Below are 25,804 nucleotides of genomic sequence, written 5' to 3'. Positions count from 1 at the left end.
CTTCTACCTCAGTTAATTGCTGTCAGTTCAAGTTCTTCTTTCAGTATTTTATGAATTTCGGGCCGGCAGCTGCCACAGCCCAACCCTGCGCTCGTTTGTTCACACACGGCCTCCAATCCTTGTGTGCCCGAACGAATAGCCTTTTGAATGTTACCGGCACCCACATTGTTACACGAACAAAGCAGCTTACCAATTACGGGTTCGACCGGCTTGCCGGAACGCAGCAGATGCATTCGTAATACACCCAATTCGGTTTTTTGTACAATTAATTTTCGGAATTCGGTAAACTCAGCCTTGTCACCCATTAAGATGGCTCCTACCAGCACATCGTCTTTGACAAGGCATTTTTTGTAATAGCGGGTGGCTTTATCTGTGAACACAATTTCTTCGTAAGCCGTTGCACCATCTGGAATCGAGGTGAGTCCGATAGAACAAAGATCGATGCCCGGAAATTTCAGAATATTCATTTCTTCGGTTCCGTGGTATTGACTTATGGGGTTACCAAGTAGATGACCCGCCAGCACCGAAGCTTGCTCTTCGGCGGCAGCCGTAATCCCATGCAGTCTCCCGTTCAGCTCGGCTATTTCGCCAATCGCATAAATGCCTTTGCAGCTGGTTTGTAAGTGTTCGTTAATCAGAATGCCACGGCGTGTTTTAAGCACATCTTTGGCATACTCAATATTGGGTTGGGTACCGACGGCGAAAACGACTGCATCGAAATCCAGCCGTTTTCCGCTCTTAAAAGTTACTTGGTGTGTTTTCCCTGGGCCTGGCGCAAGTTGGCTCACTTCGTCGTTAAACAAAATCTTTATGCCTTTTTCAAGGAGAATTTCTTTTAACAAACTACTGGCTTCGTTGTCCAATTGGCGATCCATCAACCTCGGGTTGCGGTTGACCAGTGTTACCTGCGCGTTCAATTCCAAAAGGGAAGCAGCCATCTCAAGTCCCAGTAAACCGCCGCCAACCACCAGAACGTGATTGCCTGATAGAACACTTTTTTTGAAGCGGTCGGCATCACCCCGATCGCGGATGGTGTAGGTGGCGGGGTATTGCATCCACTCTTTTTTAGGCACATTCGGACGGGCGCCAGTTGCAAGAATCAATTTCCCGTAAGCGATGTTTTTTCCATCGGAACACCCAATTATTCTTTTGTCTGGATCAATTGCCTCCAAACTGACTCCGGCTTCTATTTGAATGTCGAGCGCCTCAATTTCTTCATCGCTTGTTTTTTGCAGAGCTTCCCAGCTCAGGGTTCCGGCTATGTAATCGGGCAGTAAGACCCGGTTATAAAACGGATGTATTTCCTTCGAAATTACCACGATTTCATCCGTTGTATTTTTTTTGCGGTAACTGCGGATAAACTCGATGGCGGCGGCGCCGGCACCGACTATCACCAATCGCTCGGCGGATTTTTCGTATTTTGAAACGGCGACTGTCGCATATTTAAAATCCGGCTCCTTTGATTTTGGGTCAATCAGATCAGTTGTCAGGTTATTGGCGCGCATATTGTTTCCCGACAGGACTTTTCCCCAGTGCATGGGCAGAAAAACCACCCCCTGCCGTATTTCGTCGGTTACTTTGGCCGGAACCTGTACCTGCCCGTTTTGTCCCTTTACAAGAACGATGTCATCGTTTTCGATGTCGAACAAGCGCGCATCCAGAGGATGAATTTCGAGGGAAGAATAATCGATGTGTTGTTTCAATTTTTGAACCTTACCGGTGCGGGTCATGGTGTGCCATTGGTCCCGAATACGACCGGTTGTCAAAATAAACGGAAACTCATCTGTTGGCTGTTGCGATTCGTTGGCTGGCTCAACAGCAAATAAATTGGCTTTTTGATTTGGCGTGTAAAATTTATTGTCTGTAAACAGCCTTTCGGTTCCCTGCCCGTTTTTGAATGGCCATTGCACCGTTCCGGTTTCCCGTAGGTATTCGTAAGTTAGTTCTTCAATGGATAAACTGGTTCCTGCGGTTAACATTTTATATTCGTCAAAAACATCTTTTGCACTTTTAAAGTTGAAGCCTGAATAGCCCATTTTTCTGGCGACCCGGCATATAATCTCATAGTCGGAGAGCGCTTCGCCGGGAGCATCCACCACTTTGTTCAGGTAATTAATCCGACGTTCAGAGTTGGTCATGGTGCCGTCTTTTTCAAGCCAGCCGGCCGCCGGAAAAACAACATCGGCGAAAGGAAGGGTGTCCGATTTTTTTGAGATGTCCTGCACCACAACAAACCGCGCTTTTTGCAGTGCTTTCTCCACTTTGTTCGAGTTGGGCAAGCTTACCATTGGGTTCGTGCAAATAATCCATATGGCTTTTAGTTTGCCACTTTCAAGCGCATCGATCATTTCGGTGGCGCTGTATCCGGCTTTGGCGGGGACCTGGTCCACTCCCCAAAAGTCAGCTACTTCCCGCCGGTGCTGCTCATTGTCCAGGTTTCGGTGCGCGGGCAACAGGTTGCACATGCCACCCACTTCGCGACCACCCATGGCATTGGGTTGTCCGGTTAGTGAAAAAGGCCCGGAACCAGCTTTGCCAATTTGCCCGGTAATCAACGACAGGTTGATCAGCGATAAGTTTTTGTTCACCCCAATCACACTTTGGTTCAATCCCATGGCCCACATGGAAATGTAGCCTTTCGACTCGCCAATATAGCGGGCTGCCAACCGAATGTCGGCAACAGAAACACCGCAAATTTCAGCTGATTGCTCTACTGAGAGCTGCAGCACCTGCTTTTGGTAGTCTTCAAAACCATTCACGTGCTTGTCAATAAACGGCCAATTGATCAATCCATCTTCAATCAGGCAGTGGCCAATCGCATTGTTCAGGTATACATCGGTGCCTGGCTTTAACTGGAGATGCAGATCGGCCAATTCACAACTCTGCGTCCGGCGTGGATCGGCTACGATGATTTTCACATCAGGTTTTTCAGCTTTACGGGCTTCAATTCGTCGAAACAGGATGGGGTGACACCAAGCCGGATTGGCTCCGGTGATGTAAAAACAGTCGGCCACATCAATATCTTTGTAGGAAGCTGGTACCGAATCTTCTCCCAGCTGCATTTTATAACCGACAACGGCTGAGCTCATACACAGCCGGGAGTTCGTGTCGATGTTGTTGGTTCCCCAAAAGCCTTTGGCCAACTTGGATGCTACATAGTATTCTTCCGTAAGGCATTGGCCGGAAACGTAAAAGCCAACAGAATCGGGACCAAATTTTTTAATCAATGATTGAAAGACTTTTGCAACCCGCCCGACAGCCTCGGGCCATTCTACCTTTTTCAACAGATGCCCTTTGCCCACACGCATTTGTGGGAACAATAGGCGGTCGGTCTTATTGTTGACTACATAGTGCAGGTTCAGGCCTTTCGAACACAGTTTCCCCCGGTTTACCGGATGTTCGCTGTCACCCTTAACCGTTACCTTTCCATCAGGCGTCCGGGACACCACGATACCACAGCCAACGCCGCAATAAGAACACGTAGATTTATATTCTCCAAGCTTCATTTTTCTAATATCTATAGATGCTGTTTTGCGAATAACTATAAGCGTAAGCCTGTTGAATCTTGACTTTTTCAGTTCTTGAAATGAGTTGCCCCATCTCAGCTTTAGCTTGCAGCTCGGCTTCTTCAGAAAAACGAATCAGGAAGGCAAAAAGCGAAATGAGGATTACCACTATTCCGATGACAAAAAGCGCCTGCGGATAGGAAACGTTTTCCATCTTAAACAGGAATCCTGCAGCTACCGCTCCAGTATTTCCGCCGGCACCTACAATTCCTGAGACGGTTCCAATGGCCTTCCGGTTAATAAAAGGCACAACCGAAAAAGTCGCTCCTTCTGACATTTGAACGAAAAGGCTAAAAATGATCATGGATCCGAGGGCCAATGGTAAAGCTGTCATTCTACTGAAAAACATGATGGCGACTCCTTCCAGCAGCAAGGTGAAGAACAGGAAATAGACGCGTCCCCTCAGTCCCCATCTCATGCCGGATTTGTCACCCAGTAGCCCACCCAGTGAGCGGGCAAACAAATTCATCAAACCAAATAATCCGGCAATCAATCCGGCTGTCTGTACATCAAGCTGGAAATAGTCCATATAGTACAGCGAAGCAATGTTATTGATGGTTAGTTCAACTCCAAAACAGGCTCCATAAATAAGAAAGAGGCCCCATACGCGATAATCTTTTAGCGCTTTTTTGAAGTTGCCTTTTTCGGTTTCCTTTTTAATCGCAAACTCAGGATCATTTTTTTTCAGATCCTTGATATTGCCTTCGGGCGTGTCGGTTGTATACCTGTAATAAATAAACCCCATGCCTATCATTAAAACTCCCGGAACAATCATGGCGTAACGCCAGGCTTGGCTGTCGATAAAGCCCAGGCTGACAAATCCGGCAAAGATCAAGGGCATGACCATTTGTGTCACGCCGCCGCCCAGGTTTCCCCAGCCGGCAGTTGTCGCATTGGCGGTTCCAACTACATTGGACGCAAACATAAGTGAGGTGTGAAACTGGGTGATGACAAACGAAGCCCCGATAACACCAATCATTAAGCGGAAAATTAGTATGGAGGTATAGTCATTGCTTACGCCGATCAACATCACAGGAACTGCGCCCAAAATTAGCAACCAGGTGTAGGTGATCCGCGGGCCTATTTTGTCAGCCAGCCAGCCAATAAACAGCCGCGCAAAGACGGTAATCAGGACTGAGGAAATGATGATATTGCCAATTTGTGATTTGGTTAAAAGCAATTCGTCACGGATAATTCCCATCAGTGGCGCCACACCGAACCAACCGAAAAAGCACAGAAAGAACGAGAACCAAGTGATGTGAAAGGTTCTCATTTGGACCGTCTTCAAACTGAAAAGATTGATTTTTGTCGCTTTTACAGATTTTTCTTTTTCCATACTGCTCGCATTTAAGATTGTCATATTCCTTTTTTACAAAGAAATGAATTATAGAGTGTCATATTTCCATTAAACACGTTAATAAAACATTACTTTGTCGTATTTACAGGATTTTATATGTCAAAACAACATATATTTCATGCTTTTAAAGCAAAACGACAATGAATACTGACGAGTGAATAGGCAAATTTCAAAGGCTTAATCAGCACTAAGTCAAGATCATGGACAAACAATGGCGGTACCATCATTCTGTAGGCGGTCCAATTTTGAGATAAAAAAAGAATAAAAGGATCTTAAATGTGAATTTAATGTTAATACATGACGGCCAATGATTGGCGTTTATGTCAAAAAACAAAAAACGGCTGTGTCTTTGATTAACTCACTCAATTTGTTTTTCGACGTATTTTAACGCTGCAATGCTCCCTGAGAAATCCCCGAGCCAACCTGCGACTTATGCGCACCAATATCATATTCGAATACCTTCAGAATTGTATGTTCCTCTGAAATGCCAGCTAGGCAATTTCTGATATCAGCGATGTAAAAAGCCTTCTGAGAGGCCTCCAACTGGTTGTATGTCCAAGGTATTGGAATAGGTTTTCAAGCCTGTTGTTGATCACTTTATCTCCTGCTGATCTTCCATGCTGCCCTTGCCGTGCTCCATTCTATAGATTGGGCTCAACAAAAATATCAGTTGATATTTCACCCCGCTTGCCTTGCAAGGTGACCGGACAAACAATTCAAAAAAAACAAATCTTAAGTACATGACCATCAACAACAAAGCTTATCTTTACGACCAAACAGCTCATATATTCTTAAGTAATCAAACTGATAGTAATGGCTCGAGAAAATAATTTTTTGTCGTATTTCCCAGAAATGAAAAATCCTCGCATTGAGAGTGCTAATAACGATGAAATTGGTCAATTTGGGATAAAGCAATGGGTGAATCAAACCATATTGCCAAGAGCAAACAGAACAGAGAGTCAAGGATCTTTGCTGATTCTCGAAACTACCTTATACAGAAAGTAAGACCATTGTGGGCAGACTCTTCGATTCCCGATATCGACGTTAAAAATGATTTGTTCGCTTTGGATTCGACAACGATTTCACTTAGCCTAAAGCTATTCAATTGAGCTCCGGGCAAATACTCCAGAGGAGCAATAGAGATTCATACGCTGCTGGATTTAGAGATCAGAAAGCTACAATGGGTGACTGGATGAATGCTTACAATACTATGGTGCGGCTATATTTGACGTCAGCAGGCGTTCTTGCTCCAACCCTTTTCGATGTTTATGAAACAGGTCAATTAAGCTCGCTACTTCGGGGTACAAGGAAGGATCAATATTTCTTAATAGATGAATCTGCCGATCATATAGGCTCGCCAGGCCATATTGATCAATTAGTTGCTCGATATTCGAAGGATGAAAATAGTTGCAGCGCCCATCAGGCAACAAACTCCTGTATTCCCGGATATAAATGCTCAACCCGGCTGGATCAAAATCTCCAAAATGCAAGTAATTATTTGATATGGTCTGAAGCCATCGGTTGGGGCTATGGCTCAAATAACGCATGATGATTACTAACTCTTTTTGAGGAAAAAGGTGGACCAGCTTTTCAATTTTCAAAAAACACTCTGGATTCTCGACACCAACAATTAAGGCCGTGTCTGAAATTTGCAACTTCTCAGGCTTATATACAAATAACTCACCCCCCAGGGGCAACGGCTGTATTATCTCCCCTGAGATCATAACTCTCGAATTCAACGATTTTATAAAAAAGCCTTGTAAACCTGTATCGCGAAACGTCTTAGTAGATTTGGAGGCGCTGAGAGAACTTTCTCCATCAGAAGCAGGGTTTTCAAATTCGTATATATAATTTTCCAACGAAAGAATGTCGTTCTGCACCTTAAGGTAATTCTGCAAAACTAAGGCGTTGGGACAATAGAATCCGGATCGCCGGTAGCCCAAGGCTTGTTTTTGAATGATGCCGTCTTCACAGAACTGTTTCAGCAAACTTTTTGATTTTATTTCGCTCGAATTCAACTGTTCTCCATTTTGCAGGCGTAGTAAACAACGGGCAAATGACAGCGGCAGGGGTTTAGAGCTCATGACTAATCAGTTTGGTGATTCCGGTTTTGTTCGACTTCGGATTTTTCCTGAACATATAGATGTGCCGGTAATCCTGTTCGTTGTGCGAATTTGGCGACCCATTAATTAATCGGATATTTCGTTCGCCGGCAAAGGTGATTAACCCTGTAACATTACTGTCATGCAGAATACCCACTTCATCGATCAGACAGTGCAAGATGGTGTCGGTTTTTTGTTTGGCACCATTGCTTTTGAAAATATGCAGTAGGTTGATGTAAATCATCGACTTAACCAGAACGTCCGTTCCGTTTGAGCCAACATTGGCCAGACGGCTGACCCAGTTGGTATCATTTTCGTTTTCTCGGATCCGGAATTCCAGGTCAAAGGCATCCTCCAGCTTCAGCACCTTTGTTTTTGCCTGACCAATCTGCGACAGCAGGCTTTCCAACAACTTCACCGCTTCGTCATTATTGCTGCCGGAACTCCCCTGATTGAATAGATTAATATCGCCGTAATTGAGGTTATTCACGGATTGAAACTTCCTTATTTTTCGCAAAAGCTGGATGATTTTATTGGAGCTTTCCTGCAACCGCATTTCAATGCTTTTGACAACGCCAACAAAGTTTGATTTCTTAAAATCGATATTGATTCGCTGAATAACCTTCGAGACATCTTCTTCTTTTTGAAGCAGTTCATTCGTTTCGTTCACAATATTAGCGAGTACCATCGCATATTTTCGAGTCACTTCAGTTTTAAAATCAATGATCTTTTGTTCGCGCACAAACTCTTTCAGGTTCGCTGCAAAAGCTCGATATTGCAGGCTGCCGGATAAACTGGTTTCAAAGCCCAAACAATTGTTTGGATTGAAATAGCCCGAAAATTCGGTAATTTTTCCTGAGAAGGATTTATCATCTTTTTCATATTCCAATGCCAGGCTCTGTAATTTGCGGATGTTTTCCTCGCAGTTCCATTGCGCAGCTCCGTCTTGATGTTCGATGAAATTCTGAAGTTCGTCAAACAACGCACTTTTTTTGAAAAAAGCAAAGGCATTTAACTCATATTGAATCTCCTGAATTATTCTTGATGTTTGTTCTATTTGTTCCTGCAATGATTTCAATTCAGCTTTCTCTTTTCTTACCCGATTGCCATGAAGCTGTTGCAGGTGTTCCAGCTCATTTTCAAGAACTTTCCGGTTTTGACGGAACTCATCAAGTTGATCGATGTATTCCTCACAATCTTTGTGATACCGGATAACCAGCGGGTAATTCCCTTCAATCTGCTTCAATTTTCTTCTGATGCGTTCAGCGTCAGTTTCCAGTCGGCGGATTTCAGCGGTATCCACGCCCTTTTCCTTTAGGACGGCATGGCGCTGTTCTTCCAGTTTTTCGACCTGAATGTCGAATCTTGCAGTGATTGATTTTTTGCCGGATATAACTTTATCGCCCAATTCTTTCAAGTCGCCATTGATCTTGTTCTCTTGAGCTCGCTTTCTGGCCTCCAGTTCACGGATATCTTTTTTTTTCTGTTCCTCTAATTTTTCAATAAAATCTATCATTTTCTGTCGTTCCGCTTTTAACTGATGCTTTTCTTCTTCCTTTTTGTCCAATTCCTGACGCCTCTGCAGCTCGGCCCTTTCTTTAAGCCCATTCAGTGCAATCTGGCATTTTTCGAGCTCAATAGCCGTCTTCTCTATCTGATAACCACAGTTCATGACCTCCGCGTTCAACTCAGCTATTTTTTTGTTGTATTTCTTCTGATGCTTGTCTTTTTGATCCTGAATTTTCTCATGGTGTAGTTCCAGAAGTTTGTTTTGTCCTTTCAATTTGGCGGTAACCTTTTCCAGTTTGAGCTCCAATTCCGACTTGGAAATTTGTATGGAATGAAGTTTTTCCAGATTCAGCTTCACGCCAAAGAAGCTCTCACCCCTAGAAACAGATGGCTGCAAGCCACCATGGAATAACGCTTCTCTGGAAACAACTTTCCCGATTGACTGGTTCCAGTCCGGTTTATTTTGCTCCAGAAATTCCAAAAACGAACCGGATAAAGCTTGCAGTTCTGATCGCAACTGCTCTATTTCTCCTTGCAGCATTTTCTTCGTTTGGGATAAAGAGTCCTGTTCCTGACTGTTCCTGAGGTTCAGTAATTCCAGTTCGCGTTCGCCCTCTTTCAGCGCGCTTTCTTTTTTAATTTCCGCCACCGATCTCTGTGCAAGCAGGTTTTGTCTTTTTTGCAAAAATTCCCGCTGTTTCTCTCCCTGTATTTCCAGTTCGTCTTTTAAAAACTGGCTCTTTTGTACGGCCTCAATTTGGTGGTCAATATCCCGAAGTTTCGTATCAACAAGAGCTTTCTCCTGTTTTTGTTGGTCCACCTTCTGGTTGTGATCTGCCGTAACCTGTTCCTTTTTCTGATAGAATGAAGCGGTTAAATTTGCTAAATCTTGTTGCAGCTTTTCTTTGTCTTTCGAAACGGAGCGTTCAAAATCCAGCAGGTGTTGATGACATTGCGTTTCCAGGCGCTGCTTGTCGGTTTGATAACGACTTTCGACATCTTTCAGACTGGACGTCAATAAGTTTATTTGCGCCTCAATTTGGGCCTGACCAGCTTCACATTCCGGTTTCTTTTCATTTTCTTCCAAAATTTGCTGAATGTTTTTGGCTGCGTAATCTTTAGCCAACTGGTTCGCCTTCTTAATATTACTTCTCACAACAGACAATTTGTCCTCTATGCGCCGCCGATTCACAGAAAATTCTGCACCAATGCGGTCTATCTTTTCTTGTTGATTTGAAGATTCCCGCGTCAGGTTATCCAGGCTCTCCTGCAACTCACGTTCCTTTTCTTTGGCCAAATTATGCGAAGCGCCGGTCTGCCAAGCCAGTTCCTTTTTCTCTTCTTCCATATCAAGAAGCTTGTTGTACCGGGATACGATGTTCTCTGCCTTTTTCTCGTGAATCAGGTATTCTGAAACATCTCGATAATCATTCCGGGCTGTTTCAATATGGTGCCGATTGGCATCCAGGTTTAATTCGAAGGGGTCGTCACTCAGCGAATTGATGATGGTTGTTTTAATGAAGCCCCCATCAAGCGACGAGTTGAGGAAGATATTGGAAATCGTTCTGGGGATGTTCTGATAAGCAGGATTTTGCAGTACGTGGAAGCGGTTCATGGCTTTATTCGCACCATAAATAATGTCGCGGTATTCTGTAAAATTGTAAATGGGCCGATGAACCTTGTATCCCCGCTGGTTTGATTTTTCAATCACCTCACTTTCGGACAAAGCTCGCTGCTGGTCGATGAACATTTCGCGGTGATAAGCCCCATCGATAAACCGGAAACACAAACGATTTTGTTTTTTGTACAGCCAAATGCAAAAGCACCGGTTTCCCTGGCTGACTTCATAAACCATATAAGAATCGGCATAAGGGAAATAATAATCGCTGAACGAGGTTTTTTCTTTCGAAATGCCCAGCTTTCGGGCATCGGCATTATAGAAAAAAAGAATTGCCCGGAGCAAGGTGCTTTTGCCTGTTCCCTGTGTTCCAATGAAGTGGATATTGCCATCCAGTTGAAGTTCGTAAAAATCGACGGCTGCACTATTAATCAGTATTATTCGTTTTAAGTGATTCATTTTAATTTAATTCGTTGGATTGATGTTCCCCCTCCTGAATATTCACAGCCATGACCATTTTTTCCATGTAGTCCCACGAATCCAGGATTTTCCATGTTTGTTCCATTTCGTTTTCCAAATCAACAAAGCCTTCTTTTTGCATTTCTTTGATCAGGTCGTTAAGCATCTCCTGGTAATTTTTTCCGGGAGTCGAACGTTTCTGTAAATCCGCCAACTGCTCTTTCAATGAGAGGTTGATGTCAATCTGCTTCAGGATATCAAAAAGCTTGAAACGGGCACCCCTGCACAAATCTTTCCGATAGGTCGTGAAAAATGCCAGGATATCCAGCCAGCGAAGTGCCTTTTCTATTTTATTCTCCACATTTTGATTGCTTTCATTTGGGCGGGAGAAATAATAATAATTGTTCCCATCTTCGAGTTGATAGCCGATTTCCCTGAACTTCGACTCAAGATCCTCAAAATTCTCTTCGACGTATTCATACAAGTGACGGCGCTGCGAATCAATGGCATTTGAACAAATAAATTGTCCTTTGCTAAGGATGTCGAATATTTCTGCTGTTCGATAACTGAAATCTATCATGGAATGGGCTGTTAAAGGTTTTGACTACTTTGAGTAACGGCTTGTTTTGAAGCTAATACAGGATAAATGAGTGCGTACTCCAAGTTTTCAAACTTGTCGGTTTCGTCAGTAAAAACAAATTCTGCTTCAAAAAGTGAGGCCAGGCGGCAGTACAATCGAATGCGTTGGCTGGTCGAAATTTCCCTGGGAAATTGATGGTTCATAACAAAAGAAAAAAGATCTTGGTTTTTGCCCATAAAAATCCGCTTCAAAGCATGTAGGTTGATCGTATCTTCAATTTTTTCCTGGCTACGAAATGCTTCATCAGAAATCTCTCCGGCAATGTTTTGCTCTAAAAGTTTCTGATTCTTTAGTTTGTTCCGCACCTTAAGGATCAACTTCTGCTTTTCTTCCTCATTTAACAAATCCTGGATCGAAAGCCGGGTACGGAACCCTTCCGATTTCTTCAAAGGAAGGTCCCGGTTGGTTTCCACCATTCGATAAAAGTTGGTCTGTTCTTTCAGGTAGTGTTTATCTCGAAGCATTTTCAACCGTAATACTTTCTCGACAACCTGAACCCGCTTTTCGATGAGGTTGAGATATTCAATAATCTGTTGCTGTATCTCTATAAGGTTATGGATACTGTCATTCAGCGTACGTCTCAGCCGGTGAATGATCAGCTGGAGTTCAGCATCGGCAGCGGTTTTAAAAAACAGATCATCCTGCACTACCCGCTCCACCGCTTTAATCACCCCTTCCAGTGCATCACGTTGGTTCCTGACATCTGTTAATTTCTCTTTTTTGATTTCGAAATTTGTTTCCGTCTTGTAGGTTTCATCCGTATTACTGCGAAGCGTCTTTACATTTTGCAGCGTAATCTGATTAATTCCTCTTAAATGTTTTTTGATTTTTACCAGATATTGATCCCGCTTATTGGCTTGATTCTCTTTTAAATAATAAGACTGATTTTTCTTAATTTGATTCAGGTTCTCCTGGATATACAGGACATGGACGGTCTCATCCACTTCGAGAAATTCTTCGAAAAATTCCTGCAATTGCGAATCAAGGCTGATCTGGCCCTGGTTGCGGAAGAGAAGATCAAAAGCAGCCAAGCGTTCCAACTTCTCGGTATCGTGATCCACCAAAGGCAAGACCATTTCCTCCTGTATGGAGAACATGCGCTTATCAAACAAAGCCGAGAACAAGTTTCGGTACTTGTAAAGTTCTGCAACCAGGGTTTCTATTTTATCAAATTTGGCCATTTGACAGGGTTAGTCCACTAATAGTGAATACGTTGTTTATAAACGTTGTAATTTATTCTGATCTTCGAATTTAACCAGAAAAGTCAATTCTCCAACCATTCTTGGAATTAAATACGGTCATTGAACTCATTAAATTCTAAATATTACTCCTTCCAACTGGCGTGAATCAAACTTCCTGTTTCGTCCTGATTCTCTATCCGAAGGTGAACATCTATTTCCTGCTGCATCTCTTCGACGTGAGAAATGACTCCAACAATGCGGTTTTCTTTTCGCAGTGACTTCAAGGTATCAAATACGATGGACAAAGACTCTTTATCCAGGGAGCCAAAACCTTCGTCGAGGAAGAAAAAGTTCTGGTTCGATTCCGTAATCTTCTGAATATTATCAGCCAAAGCTAAAGCAAGCGACAGCGCTGCCTGAAACGTTTGTCCACCCGAAAGGGTTTTCACACTGCGAACCTTGCCACCATTCATAAAGTCGCGCACCTGGAAGTTGTTTTCCGGGGTAATCTCCAGGCTTAGTTTCTGCCGCGTCAGTTGAAAAAAACGGTCGTTAGCCGCGTTGCACAAGTTTTGCAGGTAGACCGACGAGATGTAATTGACGAAACCGCTTCCCTTAAACAAGGATTTCATGGTGCGAATATTCTCAGCCCGGAGGTTCAGCGCTTCCAACTCGTTTCGAAGTGCCGCCTGATTCTCCAAATCTTTCTGAAGCTTTTTCAGAAGCTCAGTCAACTTCCCAAACTCCTGGTGTTTTTGTTGAGAAAGCTCATTGAGCGCAGCCATTTCAGCGGTCAGTTTTTGATGCAATTCCAGATCATATTTCCGGTCACCAACTTCATTCTGCAACTGTTCTTGTTGCCTTTTTACCAGTGCTAGCTGCTCCTTAAAACGGGCCAGCTTTTGCTTCTCTCTCTCTAAATCAATTTGTTGTACAAGAATGTGCCTGACTTCATCAAGGGTTTGAAATTTAGATTTTTCCAACTGAACATTGATCCCGGTGACTAACTTCCGGTTCGCTTCCTTTTCCTGCTCCAGTTCTTTCCGATTGGCAATCAAGCCACCTGCCAAAGTATCTCTCTGTTTTCGCAAATCCGTCAACAAATTGGTCTGCTCGTTAAACTGCTTTTCCAGCTGAATATGCTTTTGCAACAGGTTCTGTTGCTCCCTCCCAATTTCTTCGATCGGTATTTGTCCGTATTGCCCGGGCTCGATCAACTTCAACTGCTCTTGCAGGGTCTTCAATTCTGTCTGGCTCACCGTTAAGGCTGTGTTGATCTTCTCCATCTCCAGCTGAAAACGCTCCTTATCCCTGGTCAGCTTTTCCTGTTGCCTGGCCAGTACTTCCAACTCCTCTTCTTTCTTTTTTATTAACGTTTGAATCTCTCCTGCTTCCCGAAAAGCCTTTTCCAGATCAGCCGCATCCTGATATTTCTCCCACTTAAAGAGAACCGCATGAGCTTTAATTTTCTTCTGAAGATCCTCTTTCCTGTCCCCCCACTCTTTCAGGTTTCGCCCGACAAATTTGAACTGGCCATCCAGTTCGCTCAGCCGGGTGATGTGCTCATTGATCCCATCAATTTCCTTTTCCGTCTGCTGCCGGGTCTGCTGCAACTTTTGCTGTGCTTCATGCGAATTCTCAGCGCTATACACCTGTGGGTGATGGACTGAACCACAAAGCGGGCAAGGATCTCCATCTTGCAGTCCCTCGGCAAATGACTGGAGCTGTGACTTTAATCTCAGTTCATCAGCCTCTTTTTCCATTGACTTAATCTGGCTTTTCACTGTCTCAATCTTTTCACGGAGAAATTTCACAGCGGCCAGCTGATCGGACGCTTCCGGCAAATCAGCAAACAAAGCATCCTGCAAAAGTTTTTGAATCGCTTGTTTGATGGTGCTACCCTCTTCCTGATATTTTCGAACTTGCTTATCCGTCTCCTGCAATTGTGCCTTTAGGCTTTGCTCGTCTACGTGCCAGGCCTTTGCTTGAGCCAAGACAGCCATGTCTGGCAGATCGGCCTTCTTGGATTTAATCCAAGCCTCAAGCTTGCCCTTGTCTTCTTTCAGCTTTTCCAGTTCTTCGCCAGTTTGACTCCAAACAGCATTTCCTTTTATTAGCCGTTCCTGATCCCTTGCTATCTTTTTCGCAAGCTCCCTGATTTTTAACAGCCGTCCCAACTCATCTGCTTTTTGCTTCAATTCTTCCCGCTTTTCATAAGCAGGTTTTATTTTTGCCAACCTCTTTTCAAGGGCTTTAATTTCGGCTTCCTCTTTCGTTAGTTTTTCCGAATCCTGCTGAACCTGGACTTCTTTCTGAGCAATCTTTTTCGTGCTTAATTGCAGAGACTCCAGCAGATGTTTGAACTGCACAACACACAATTCATAGTCGGCAATGGTTTTCTCCAATTTCTTGTAGTCCGACTCCTTTTCCTGAAGTTGTTTCAAGGCAATTTCGTTATCCGCGAGCTTCTTGTTTAGCTCCTGCAATCGCTTCCATTCCCCTTCCTCTTTTTGCAGTTTGACCAATTGAAGTGCCTGTTCCTCCATTTCCTTTTTCAATTGATCCAGCTGCTCCCGGTACTTTTTCACCTGCTCCGGATCAACCTCACCCAGTTGCTGCAATTGCCCTTCCAGGTTCTGTTTTCGGGCATTATTCTTCGCTTCAAGCGCCGTAACCTTGTAATAAAGTTCAAACTTTTCCAGGCTGAAAAGTTCCTTCATCATCTGGGTGCGATCCTTGTTGCCCAGTTGCAGAAATTCCTGGAACTGACCTTGCGGAATAATGATCGTGCGTTTAAAATTGTCGTAACTCAGGCCAATCGCTTTTTCAAGACCATCCGGTTCAATCGGGATCCATTTATTGTCTTCTCGTTGATACGCTGACCGATCCAGCTTCTTGACATCGTCAAATCGCTTGCTGTTCCGTCTTCCCTGAACCACCGCCCGATAAGCCGTTTGGTGCTTCCCCGTCTCAAAAATAAACTCAATCAGCAGCTCGTCCGATTTCAGGTTCATCATGTTGTAGTTCCGGTTATCTCCCGAAAGGTTGAGCCGATCGGTCTTCCCGTAAATAGCAAAGGTTATGGCTTCCAAAATAGAGGACTTTCCACTGCCCACGGCTCCGAAAATACCAAAGAGGTTTGCCGCAGTCAGTTTTGTAAAATCGATGGTTTGCTTTTCCTGGTAAGAATATAAACCTTGTATGGTCAGTTGTATGGGTATCATTGTTCGTCTTCGGCCAAAATTTCGGTAAATAAATTCATCAGCTCTTTGTTGGGTTCCTGTCCTTTTTCGTGCTTGAAATAGTCACAGAACAGCTCTTCCATGCTTCGGGTCAGGTCAATCTTCTTTTGATTGGTACCGACCAAGTCCTCGGCATGGATTACTTCCGGGATGATCGCAACAATCCCGGAGTGAGCGGCACTCAACTGTCTTCGCTCCAGCGCCGTCAAAAACGTGTCGGTTACCAGCGTGAGCTCAACCAAACAATCCTGATTTTCAACCAGCCACTGCAAGGCATCCTCCAAGCCTTCGGCCCGTTTACGCCATAATTTCTTTCCCCGGGTCAGTTCTACTTCTCGAACAGCTGCTGTTCCCGCCGGCTCCACATCTGCCAGTAAAACGTATTTTTTCTGATTCGCCTCGCTGAAACTATACGACAACGGACTTCCGCTGTAATAAACCGGACACGGATTTGAGTCCACCCGGTGCATCCGGTGCAAGTGTCCCAATGCCGTATATTGAACCTGTCCCGGAATATTCTCCGTAAAAATGGCTTGTGCCCCTCCAACATGCAAAATCGGCTTTTCATCAACCGGCTCTTCGGGCAGCTCCTCCCCTTTTCTAACCACAAAAAGATGTGAAACCAACACATTGACGCCGTTCTCATCACAGAACTGATCAGCCAGTTGATGCCATTTTTGCTGAAGGACAGTGCGCAGTTCTTCTTCACTATTCTCCAGTCCCAGGCAGGTTTTCAGGCGGTACTCATTAGCATAAGGAGTCAGCAAAAGCCGCAGGGGAATTTCACTTTCCGGAAGCCGGAGCTCCAAAAATCCTTCACTGCTCTGCAAGACTTTGAGTCCGGATTCCAGCTCAAAAGGAGCCACGTTGGAATTTGGATAGCCAGCAAAAATAATCCCGCATTCCCGGGCCAGTGGATCGGGCGACTCAATCCGGTCGGGTGAGTCGTGGTTGCCCGCAATAGCAATCACCGGACGCCGTCCATTGTTGGACAGCCGTTTGAGCGATTTATAGAATAAATCAACCGCTTCGGTGGGCGGATTAAAGGTATCGAACAAGTCGCCAGCCACCAGCACAGCATCCACTTGTTCTCGTTCGGCCAGCTCACAAATTTCCAGCAACACGGACTGTTGTTCTTCCATGCGTGAAAAATCATCGAGCCGTTTCCCGAGGTGCCAGTCGGAGGTATGGAGGAGTTTCATAAGTCAAACTTTAGTCTTTTCTTCAATTGAGATCACAAAATACGTATTTGTAATACATCTCGCATCAATAAAAGCCGAAACTTCTGCCAGTCGCAACGAATTAATTGTTCAGCCGATCTGATCAAATCAAAAAATCAGAAACATGGCCTTATGGAACATTCTTGTTGAAAGTTTCTTTCATTTTCAATCCTTATGGGTTACGACAAAAAGAAAAGTGTCATCGAAATCCATACGCTATTCAAGGCCAATGAAAACAGGCCTTATTTAAGTCGATATAACGAAGCTACAAGGCTCGATTATACGTTTTTGCAGCAAGCCATGCGCCCGCACCACTTAATTGACAATTAAGACACCACCATTTTCAGGAATTTCAAGGTCAATTTCTTGCTTTTTACCCATCTTAACAGAAGCAACCTGCCCATTCAACTGGGGATCATCGCTATAGAATCGGATTTGCGTTCCTGCTTCGATCATAGGTAGTTTGGCTTTCACCTGTAAGGTTTCCTTTTGTGCGTTAATCCCTGCGATGTACCATTTCTTTCCTTTTCGGCGGGCCATGACAACATATTTACCCGGGTAACCATCAATAAACCGAACTTCATCCCAGGTTGAAGGGACTTCTTTCATAAAATCAATGGCCCAGGTAGGGGCGTCTGTCAGGTTGTTCGGCGCCAAGGCAAAATGCTGAACTCCGCTTTGGAACAGCACCGCGGTTGACAGGGCAAACACGTCGGAGGTCATGCGTTTCGATCCCCGGTTAGGCGTATTGTTGCCATTATAGAATTTATTCAGTGCACTACCTCCAAAATCCATGCTGGCAACAACATTTCGAATAAATGGGTGAAGGCAGGCATTGAAGGCTTCGTTGTCACAACTTCCTTGCGAAAAATGAAGCATTTCGCTGGCCAAAACCGCTTCACTTGATGCATAATTGGGATACATGCGCTCCCAACCCCGAGGCAGTGTACAGCCGTGGAAAATAACCATGATACCAAAATCGTTGGCATCGTACAAAATATCTTCGTACAATTTCATGGTCATTTGCTTGTCGCCCCCAAAAAAGTCAACCTTAATTCCTTTCACGCCGATACGCTGCATCCAGGCCATCTCTTTACGGCGGGCGACAGGGTTATCCATGATACCACGCGGGCCCTGAGGGGCATCGTTCCAATAGCCGTTGGAGTTGTACCACAAATAGAGGGAGACGCCTTTACTTTTGCCATATGCAGCCAATTCTTCAATCTTATCGTAGCCAATTTGAGTGTCCCAAAGTGCGTCAACGAGTATGGTTTCATAGCCCATTTCAGAACTGAAATCAATGTACTGTTTTTGAACGTCGAAAACAGTGCCGCCATCCATTTTAATAATCCAGCTCCAAGAGCCTTTGGTATATTCGTATTGTTGCGATGCTTCGTATCGTGGTTCAACCACATCGAAGGGCACCGTAGTTTCAACAATGGGTTTCAAGGTTTCGCCAATGGTAATGGTTCGCCAGGGCGTTTCGCCTGGCAGAGGGATTCCGGGAGCAACCGTTCCGTTTCCATTATTTTCTCCCTCCTGAGGAAAACCAATGGTGTATAAGCCGGCTGGATGGCCAATCAGCCGGCTGGCACAATAGCGGCTGTCAACTCCGGTTTCAGAAATCAACACCCACCCACTGTCGTTTACCTTGAAAAGACAGGGGAATGTGTATCCGTTGCCCCAGCCGTTTTGCCCCATAGGAGCATCGACCGTATATGAGGTTTCGTAACTGGGCGATGTGCGGGCAAAGCCGCCCATGGGTCCGCTTTGGGGACAAAGAAAGGTGGTCGTTCCTTCGGGAAACACAAAGCCCGAAGCTTCTTCGTTCACCACACTGCTCTTCCTATCTCTTTGCGGATAAACGTGATACCGGAAAGCTACGTCGTTGTTACTCACCCTGAAAATGACATCGAAAGCTGGATTTTCATCTTTCAAAAATGAGACTACCTGCTCATTGGCCTGGTAGTGCACCTTGCTTTTTTTGATATTGGGCAAGGAGTATGTTTCATCAAGCGTTTTACTTCTCACATTTTCACTAAGCACCAACCCTTGGGTGAAATCCCCAACATTGGTTTTCATTCCAAGGGGCGATGGCTGCAGAAACAACTTGCCGTTGTAGGTGACGCTGTAGGTTGGAACTTCTGAATTTACCGAAACGATTACCTTCAATTTTCCGTCAGGACTCAAAATCGTTTTGTCATTGGCGGTTACTGTGCCAATGAAAAGTAAAATCAAAAATAGTAATTGACTAATTTTATACATGATCATTGAGATTTATCTGTTCTATTCTTTTAAAAACAACCTACTTAACTGCTATTGAATACGTCTTACCCGCCTCGGTTGACAAATCGTATACATGGGTTTGTTTAAGATTCAGCTCATTCAGTTGGGCAGCTTCTGAAACCAGCGGATTTTTAACTTCTGCCGTCGCGAAAAATGGATTATGATTGGTGCCCGTTGCTGCCGACAACCCACTATTTGCTGCCTGAACAGCCTCGTTGGGAATGCGGATACGGCAGTTACCTCCCAGAGTCGATAGAATTTCAATCTTCTGAACTTCACCATCTTCCCACTTGAAGCTCAACTCGAAACCACCCTGAGCCCTAAGCCCGGCAATTTCTCCGTCTTTCCATTCATCGGGCAGAGCGGGTAACAAATGTATGGCACCGTCGTGACTTTGCATCAGCATTTCGGCAATGCCGGCCGTGCAGCCAAAGTTCCCGTCAATTTGAAACGGCGGATGTGCATCGAAAAAATTGGGATAGGTTCCACCGTTTCTTCCGCCATTCACCGGGTCAACCAGCGTGAGTTGATCTTTGATCAGTTTCATGGCATGATTACCATCGAGCAAGCGGGCCCAGAAATTCACTTTCCAGCCCATTGACCAGCCTGTTGATACATCGCCACGGTGAATCAAGGTTGTACGCGCTGCATCAAACAATTCGGGTGTAGCATAAGGCGTGATTTGATTACTTGGGTAAAGTCCATAAAGGTGTGATACATGCCGGTGTTTATCGTTCGGATTGTCCAGGTCTTCCATCCACTCCTGCAACTGTCCGTGTTGGCCAATTTGCATGGGTGGGAGCCGGTCGAGGATTTGTTGGAAATCGGCCATCAACTCGCGGTCCTTATTCAATAGAGAGGCCGCTTTAATGGTTTTCGAAAATAAATCGAACAGGATTTGATTGTCCATGGTTGCTCCAGCAGTGATAGAAGGACGGCCGGCCGGCGCATTCTCGGGCGAGATGGATGGACTCACCACCAACCATTTGCGGGCTGGTTCTTCAACCAAAAAATCCTGATAAAACTCGCAAGCCGACTTCAGAATCGGGTAAACGGATTCGAGGTAGTTCAAATCGCCGCTGTACAAATATTTTTCCCACAAATGCTGCGAAAGCCAGGCGCCCCCCATGGGCCAGATGCCCCAAGCAGCACCATCGACCACGCCGCTGATGCGCCAGATGTCAGTGTTGTGATGGGTGACCCAGCCCTTGCTACCGTACATCTCGCGGGCTGTTTGCTGTCCGGTTTGGGAAAGCTCTTTCACCATCCGGATTAGTGGCTCGTGCAGCTCGGTGAGATTACATTTTTCGGCTGGCCAGTAATTCATTTCGGTGTTGATGTTGATGGTGTATTTGCTGTCCCACGCCGGGTGGGTGCTTTCGTTCCAAATTCCCTGCAAATTGGCCGGTTGTCCGCCGGGTTGTGAGCTGGAAATCAATAAATATCGCCCAAACTGGTAATACATCGAAACCAGCTCCGGATCGTGGGTTGTTGAGAAATTTTTAATGCGCACATCAGTAGGTTGTTGTGCTGCGGGTGAGGTGCCCAAGTCAAGGCTGGCACGGTTGAAGTACTCCTGATAAGTTTCAACATGATTATCACGCAACTTCTTATAGGTAACCTTTTCGGCGGCTGCTAAATAGTTCGAACATCTTTCGGTTTCGTCGGCCGTAAGCGTTTGGTAATCGACAAAGTTGGTCGCTATTGAAATCAGGATCAGCACTTCGTCAGCACCGCTCACTTTGATCTGTTCTGACTCCGCAGCTATTGTGCCGCCCTTGTTGATGATCCTGGCGCGGGCATTGAATTTCACCTGCCCGGTAATGCCTTCGTGCGTACCGGAGAGACCGGTCATTTCGAGCGTATTGGGATCCAGCACCGTCCCTGTTGTTTGAAGCGGACCATTTAACTCGGCAGCAAAATTCAGCTTGCCGCGCTTGTCGGCTGTTAAGCGAACCACAATCACCTGGTCAGGCTGCGAGGCAAACACTTCGCGTTTAAAGGTCACTCCCTCAACCTGGTAGGTGGTAGTGAACATGGCTTGTTCCAAATCGAGCTCGCGATAGTAATTGGTATAATCCTGATGCCCGTCGAAGTTGAGCTCCAGGTTTCCAACCACCTGGTACATCGAGCCATTGCGTTGGGTCATCATGTTTTCGTTGACCATTTTTTCGGCTTCCTGGTATTTACCTTCAAAAATGAGCTGGCGGATTTCAGGCAAAGCCTCCAGTGCTCTGGGATTGTCATTGCGCGATGGCCCGCCCGACCAGAAAGTTTCTTCATTCAGCTGGATTCTTTCGGTTACCGGATCACCATAAATCATGGCACCCAGCCGCCCATTTCCAACCGGAAGGGCTTCGTTCCAAACCGTTGCCGGCTTGTCGTACCACATTTTCAACTTGCCGCCCGGAGAACCGATACTCTGCCACGATATAAATGGCAATAACATCCATAGCAAAAAAACAGTATTCAACTTTTTCATAGGTTTAAATTGTATGTTATCTATGTTCCGCCAGTTGACGGATGGAACTCGCACTTTAATCATTTCCTTTCTTTTTGACTAAACATGCCCGTTTCATATATTGTTGTTTGTTAATTTTATCTGAACCCAGACCTCTGTGGGATTTCCTGTTTACCGATTGAACGAAAACACCCCAAAAACAGCTAGGGTGACGTTCTGTAATTTAAATCGTTCTCTTTTGGCACAATATACAAGCTGAAACTTCAACAGCCAATACTGGCTTTCACTTTTATTTAAACATCCACCAATCAAAATTAAACAATTGGTTCTCACCCCCTTTGAAGATAAAATATACATCATGCACCCCACTTGTCTTAGTGACTTTGGATGTTTGAGTTGTCCAGTTCTGCCAACCGCCAGTATTTTTTACCTCAAGCGTTCCCAACAGTTCACCATCGGGATTATTGAGCCTGAGTTCTATTTTCCCACCGTTTAAAGCCGATGCAACAGATGCTACAAACGCTTTAGCACCTTTCCCAAAATCGACACTGCGCACTTTGATGTAGTCGCCGTGATCAATATTGCTTACATAAATGCCTGTTTTGCTGTCGGACATGGTTTTCACACCTTCACACCAGGCAATGGTTTCGGCTTCCACTTTTTGAAAAGGACTTAAATTCGAAATGCTTTCTTTCACGCCATCTTTCGTAGGTTCGATCAGAGGAATGGTACCATCGGCATTGTAATTGAATTGCCCAACACTAACCGACCGTTTGAAACCTTCCCCTCCTGACAAATCCTGATCGTGATAAAAGAAGTAGGAGTTTCCTTTGTAATCAATGATCCCGGGATGATTGGTAAAAGCAAGGTGATCGGCCCTTTCCATAATAAAGCCCTGATAGGTCCAAGGACCTTCGGCTGACGGTGCTGTTGAATAAGCAATATATTCGGGAATTCCTGCGGCAGCGTACACCATGTAATAGAGCTTGTCGCGTTTGTAAATCCAGGGACCTTCGGTATATAAACTTCGTATTTTACCATCCCGTCCCTTCTGAGAACCAAATGCTTCGGGGTTCATCTCCGAGGCAACAATTCCATTTTTGCCGATGCTGCGGTCGTACGAGATCATGTCCTCGTTAAGTTTCACGTAATAAAGGGTAGGATTTCCCCAATACAGGTAAGCCTGTCCATCATCGTCAATCATAACCGTCGGGTCGATATCATGCCAAATATCTTCGCCATCGATTAAACGTTTACCCAGCGGATCGGTGAAAGGACCTGTAGGTGAATCGGCCACCAAAACAGCTACCCCATCGCCATGTATGGGGCAGTACAGGTAAAACTTCCCGTTTCTCTCAATGCATTGCGGAGCCCATGCCCCATTCGTTTTACCTGACCATACAAAATCGTTGAGCGAAGCCACTGCGCCGTGGTCGGTCCAGTTGACCATGTCGGTTGTCGAATAGCACCGCCAGTCGTACATGGTGAAGAAATTATCGACCGTTTCATCTTCATCATGTGTTGTATAAAGATACACCGTGCCATTGTAAACCATTGGTGCCGGATCGGCCGTGAAATAGGTTTGTACGATTGGGTTTTGTGCTAAACCAAACATTGGTAAGAACAAACCAAGTACCAATATGGTAACCATTCTATTTTTCATGAAAATATTTTTTACTGATTTTATATTCGTTGTTCGTTCCGATAAATCTAGGGCAAATTTTTCTTATCCACTTTCCAAACGGTTGATTTCGAAAGCTGAGGCGGATTTCCTGTGAATAATTTTCCGGCGTCCTCATCCCCCTTTAATTGCCATTTGAACCAGGCAGTAGCCACTTTGGCAAACTCACCACCGTGAGGTTGACGATAAGTTCCACCGTGCCCAACGTCCATATTCGCAACAAAGACCGGAACATGGTTGATTCGCTTATAGTCGTCCATCCCGTTGTTGTAGGCGATATCCGATTCCCCTCCCAGCAAATAAAGTGTCGGGGTATGCAGTTTTTCCAGATGATCTTTAGTTAAACCGGGCATACCCGGCATGCCGCCTCCATTTCCTATGATGCCACTGTTGCAAACCACTGCGGTGGTTACACGTGGGTCAGGCGCGACTTCCAGGGTTTGCAAGCCACCACAAGACATACCGCTTACGGCAATTTTTGTAATATCAATTTTTTTATACAGCGTACTCGACTTATCGTTGTTTTGGGCAATTGCCCAGTCAATGGCATCTAACAGTTGAGATGAGCTTGATCTACCGCTGCCACGCTCCCCCTCCTGTGGCATAGGTCCTATAGCAATGGTCAGAAACCCATGCGAAGCCACTTCCGACAAAAAATTGACGTGTTCCCAGGGAGAATTGGCACAAGCCCCATTGCCCCAAGCTATAATTTGTAACTTCTTTTTCTTCCCAAAAACGCTCAGGTCTTCAGGTCGAAATATGGTATGAGTCGATAAAGAGCTATCGGTGTACATAATCGCTTTATAAACACCAGTCCCGCCATCTTCAACAACTCTTTGGGCTGATATCTTGGAAGAGTCGGGTTCCTGCGCGGATAAGGAATTTTGAATAATTATTCCGGCTAATACCAGAACAACAGGGATAATAAAAATTCTCTTCATTGTGGTTTAGAATAAAAGTTGAGCAAACTGATGCAAACTGCGTCGCCAGGTATGAAACTCGTGGGCTGTACCTTCCGAGATGTATGATTTGGCATTCATTCCGGCATTTTGCAGTTCGGCCGCTGCATTCTTCACACCATCGGGACGTTCTTTACTTCCACAACTCAGGAAAACGAGCTTCAATTTGTTATGATCTTTGATCTCCTCCGACTTGTAAACGCCTCCGCTAAACAAGCCATAATATGAAAATACATCAGGCTTGTTCAGTGTGACCAGCCTTGTTTCAAATCCCCCCATCGAAAGACCTGCCATCGCTCGGTGTTCTTGATCGGCTAAGGTGCGGAAGTTGGCGTCGATATAAGGGATCAATTCGTCAACCAGGACGGTTTGGAATGGGTTGATATCAAAATCGCGTAACCCCCCGAACCTGATTTCGTTGGTCATACCGTATGTCATAACAATAATGAACGGCCTGGCTTGTCCTTCTGCAATCAGGTTATCCATGATTAGATTGGCACGTCCCTGATTGGGCCACGAAGTTTCATTCTCACAATAACCGTGTTGAAGGTACAATACAGGATAGCGTTCAGACAATTCTTTATCGTAACCGGGAGGTGTGTACACAAAAGCCCTTCGCGAAGAATTTGTACTCGTCGATGGGAAAAGGATCTCGTGAACATGACCATGCGGAACCTCTTTCAGTGCGAAAATATCCTGATCGTCGGAAGGTACCTCGACTCCGCTTCCATAACGACAAGCACCGAAAAAGAACATGCTACCCGGATCGGGTACCGAAGCACCGTCGATGTTCAGCTGGTAATAGTGAAACCCAACATCCTGCGGGGCCGATTCGCCACTCCATAGCCCGTCTTCGTCTTTCACCAAATCGTATTTCACCCCACCAATGTCGAGCTGGACATAGTTGGCATCGGGTGCCAAGATTTGCGTACGCACCCGGCCTTCAGAATTTACTTGGGGATACTCACTGCCTGGTTGGTTAACCGATGACGGTTTAAAATCCTCGATTACCTGTGCATGAGCATTTATCGAACAGATTACAATGGCATGCAACATTAAAAATAATGAGATTTGCTTTATCATTTTCATACGATACAATTGTTAGGTTATTATTTCTAAATTTATTTTGATTAATTATTAAAAACACACGATTGAATGTACCCTGTGATTGTTGGCATAACCATACCCAATAAAAAAAAAAGCCGATGTCTTGTCAGGCAGAAAAAACTTGATCTCATAATTACACTGCGATTAGTCCAGCGGTTTTAAACTTATTATTTTGATCTTACAAGATTCTTTCCGAACAAACCTATTTTCCCGGTTTTGTCGCGAAAAGAAGGCACTCTAGCCATTCTGAATCAAGCTTTCCAATCCTTGTTAAATTTGAAATTAGTTGAAAAACCAGCTATTTTATTAGGTCAATGATTGTAAAATTAAAGCATTATCGAAGTCAAAGATTCTAATTTTAGATATATGATTATAAACTTTAGATATTTGAGTGGGAAATACTGTTTCAGTTTTCC

13 protein-coding genes are annotated in these 25,804 nt (G+C 44.8%); all 13 read right to left on the bottom strand.

What is annotated here, in order from left to right; genetic code table 11:
* Positions 1-8 precede the first annotated feature (8 nt).
* Entirely contained in the window at positions 9-3,506 is a 3,498-nt protein-coding gene (locus tag AAC033_RS10040; protein ID WP_339737632.1) for a molybdopterin-dependent oxidoreductase, read from the bottom strand.
* 4 nt (positions 3,507-3,510) lie between these two features.
* Positions 3,511-4,902, bottom strand: a complete 1,392-nt coding sequence (locus AAC033_RS10035; protein WP_339737630.1) for an MFS transporter — start codon at positions 4,900-4,902, stop codon at positions 3,511-3,513.
* A gap of 1,229 nt (positions 4,903-6,131) precedes the next feature.
* Positions 6,132-7,007, bottom strand: a complete 876-nt coding sequence (locus AAC033_RS10030) for a hypothetical protein (protein WP_339737628.1) — start codon at positions 7,005-7,007, stop codon at positions 6,132-6,134.
* Positions 6,997-10,611: an ATP-binding protein gene (locus AAC033_RS10025; RefSeq protein WP_339737626.1), complete on the bottom strand. Its 3,615-nt coding sequence runs from the start codon at positions 10,609-10,611 to the stop codon at positions 6,997-6,999. Before AAC033_RS10025 ends, AAC033_RS10030 begins: the two co-directional genes overlap by 11 nt.
* Before the next feature lies 1 nt (position 10,612).
* Positions 10,613-11,191 carry a hypothetical protein gene (locus AAC033_RS10020; protein ID WP_339737624.1) on the bottom strand — a complete coding sequence of 193 codons (579 nt, stop codon included), beginning with the start codon at positions 11,189-11,191 and terminating at the stop codon, positions 10,613-10,615.
* Positions 11,192-11,202: 11 nt separating this feature from the next.
* The gene (locus AAC033_RS10015) at positions 11,203-12,432 is read right to left on the bottom strand and encodes a hypothetical protein (RefSeq protein ID WP_339737623.1); all 1,230 of its coding nucleotides are present in this window, start codon (positions 12,430-12,432) and stop codon (positions 11,203-11,205) included.
* Between the two features lie 143 nt (positions 12,433-12,575).
* Positions 12,576-15,656 carry an SMC family ATPase gene (locus tag AAC033_RS10010; protein ID WP_339737621.1) on the bottom strand — a complete coding sequence of 1,027 codons (3,081 nt, stop codon included), beginning with the start codon at positions 15,654-15,656 and terminating at the stop codon, positions 12,576-12,578.
* Positions 15,653-16,876: an exonuclease subunit SbcD gene (sbcD, locus tag AAC033_RS10005; RefSeq protein WP_339737619.1), complete on the bottom strand. Its 1,224-nt coding sequence runs from the start codon at positions 16,874-16,876 to the stop codon at positions 15,653-15,655. The genes AAC033_RS10010 and sbcD overlap by 4 nt, the downstream gene beginning before the upstream one ends.
* A gap of 333 nt (positions 16,877-17,209) precedes the next feature.
* Positions 17,210-19,159, bottom strand: coding sequence for a glycoside hydrolase family 97 catalytic domain-containing protein (locus tag AAC033_RS10000; RefSeq protein ID WP_339737617.1), 1,950 nt, complete (start codon positions 19,157-19,159; stop codon positions 17,210-17,212).
* A 40-nt stretch (positions 19,160-19,199) separates the two neighbouring features.
* The gene (locus tag AAC033_RS09995) at positions 19,200-21,662 is read right to left on the bottom strand and encodes a glycoside hydrolase family 95 protein (RefSeq protein WP_339737615.1); all 2,463 of its coding nucleotides are present in this window, start codon (positions 21,660-21,662) and stop codon (positions 19,200-19,202) included.
* A gap of 268 nt (positions 21,663-21,930) precedes the next feature.
* Positions 21,931-23,304, bottom strand: a complete 1,374-nt coding sequence (locus AAC033_RS09990) for a glycoside hydrolase family 43 protein (protein ID WP_339737613.1) — start codon at positions 23,302-23,304, stop codon at positions 21,931-21,933.
* A 47-nt stretch (positions 23,305-23,351) separates the two neighbouring features.
* Positions 23,352-24,263, bottom strand: a complete 912-nt coding sequence (locus AAC033_RS09985; protein WP_339737611.1) for a hypothetical protein — start codon at positions 24,261-24,263, stop codon at positions 23,352-23,354.
* A 6-nt stretch (positions 24,264-24,269) separates the two neighbouring features.
* Positions 24,270-25,370 carry an alpha/beta hydrolase-fold protein gene (locus AAC033_RS09980; protein ID WP_339737609.1) on the bottom strand — a complete coding sequence of 367 codons (1,101 nt, stop codon included), beginning with the start codon at positions 25,368-25,370 and terminating at the stop codon, positions 24,270-24,272.
* Positions 25,371-25,804: the final 434 nt, after the last annotated feature.

The organism is uncultured Sunxiuqinia sp. (genome assembly GCF_963974515.1).
Lineage (GTDB): Bacteria > Bacteroidota > Bacteroidia > Bacteroidales > Prolixibacteraceae > Sunxiuqinia.
The sequence above is the reverse complement of the archived record's forward strand: the minus strand, read 5'-3'. Positions and strand labels throughout refer to the sequence as shown.

Excerpts from the sequence above, each read along its gene's own strand:
- AAC033_RS10040 (WP_339737632.1), bottom strand. The coding sequence starts at position 3,506 with ATGAAGCTTGGAGAATATAAATCTACGTGTTCTTATTGCGGCGTTGGC.
- AAC033_RS10000 (WP_339737617.1), bottom strand. The coding sequence starts at position 19,159 with ATGTATAAAATTAGTCAATTACTATTTTTGATTTTACTTTTCATTGGC.
- AAC033_RS09985 (WP_339737611.1), bottom strand. The coding sequence starts at position 24,263 with ATGAAGAGAATTTTTATTATCCCTGTTGTTCTGGTATTAGCCGGAATA.
- AAC033_RS09995 (WP_339737615.1), bottom strand. The coding sequence starts at position 21,662 with ATGAAAAAGTTGAATACTGTTTTTTTGCTATGGATGTTATTGCCATTT.
- AAC033_RS10035 (WP_339737630.1), bottom strand. The coding sequence starts at position 4,902 with ATGGAAAAAGAAAAATCTGTAAAAGCGACAAAAATCAATCTTTTCAGT.
- sbcD (WP_339737619.1), bottom strand. The coding sequence starts at position 16,876 with ATGAAACTCCTCCATACCTCCGACTGGCACCTCGGGAAACGGCTCGAT.
- AAC033_RS10030 (WP_339737628.1), bottom strand. The coding sequence starts at position 7,007 with ATGAGCTCTAAACCCCTGCCGCTGTCATTTGCCCGTTGTTTACTACGC.
- AAC033_RS10025 (WP_339737626.1), bottom strand. The coding sequence starts at position 10,611 with ATGAATCACTTAAAACGAATAATACTGATTAATAGTGCAGCCGTCGAT.
- AAC033_RS09980 (WP_339737609.1), bottom strand. The coding sequence starts at position 25,370 with ATGAAAATGATAAAGCAAATCTCATTATTTTTAATGTTGCATGCCATT.
- AAC033_RS09990 (WP_339737613.1), bottom strand. The coding sequence starts at position 23,304 with ATGAAAAATAGAATGGTTACCATATTGGTACTTGGTTTGTTCTTACCA.
- AAC033_RS10020 (WP_339737624.1), bottom strand. The coding sequence starts at position 11,191 with ATGATAGATTTCAGTTATCGAACAGCAGAAATATTCGACATCCTTAGC.
- AAC033_RS10010 (WP_339737621.1), bottom strand. The coding sequence starts at position 15,656 with ATGATACCCATACAACTGACCATACAAGGTTTATATTCTTACCAGGAA.
- AAC033_RS10015 (WP_339737623.1), bottom strand. The coding sequence starts at position 12,432 with ATGGCCAAATTTGATAAAATAGAAACCCTGGTTGCAGAACTTTACAAG.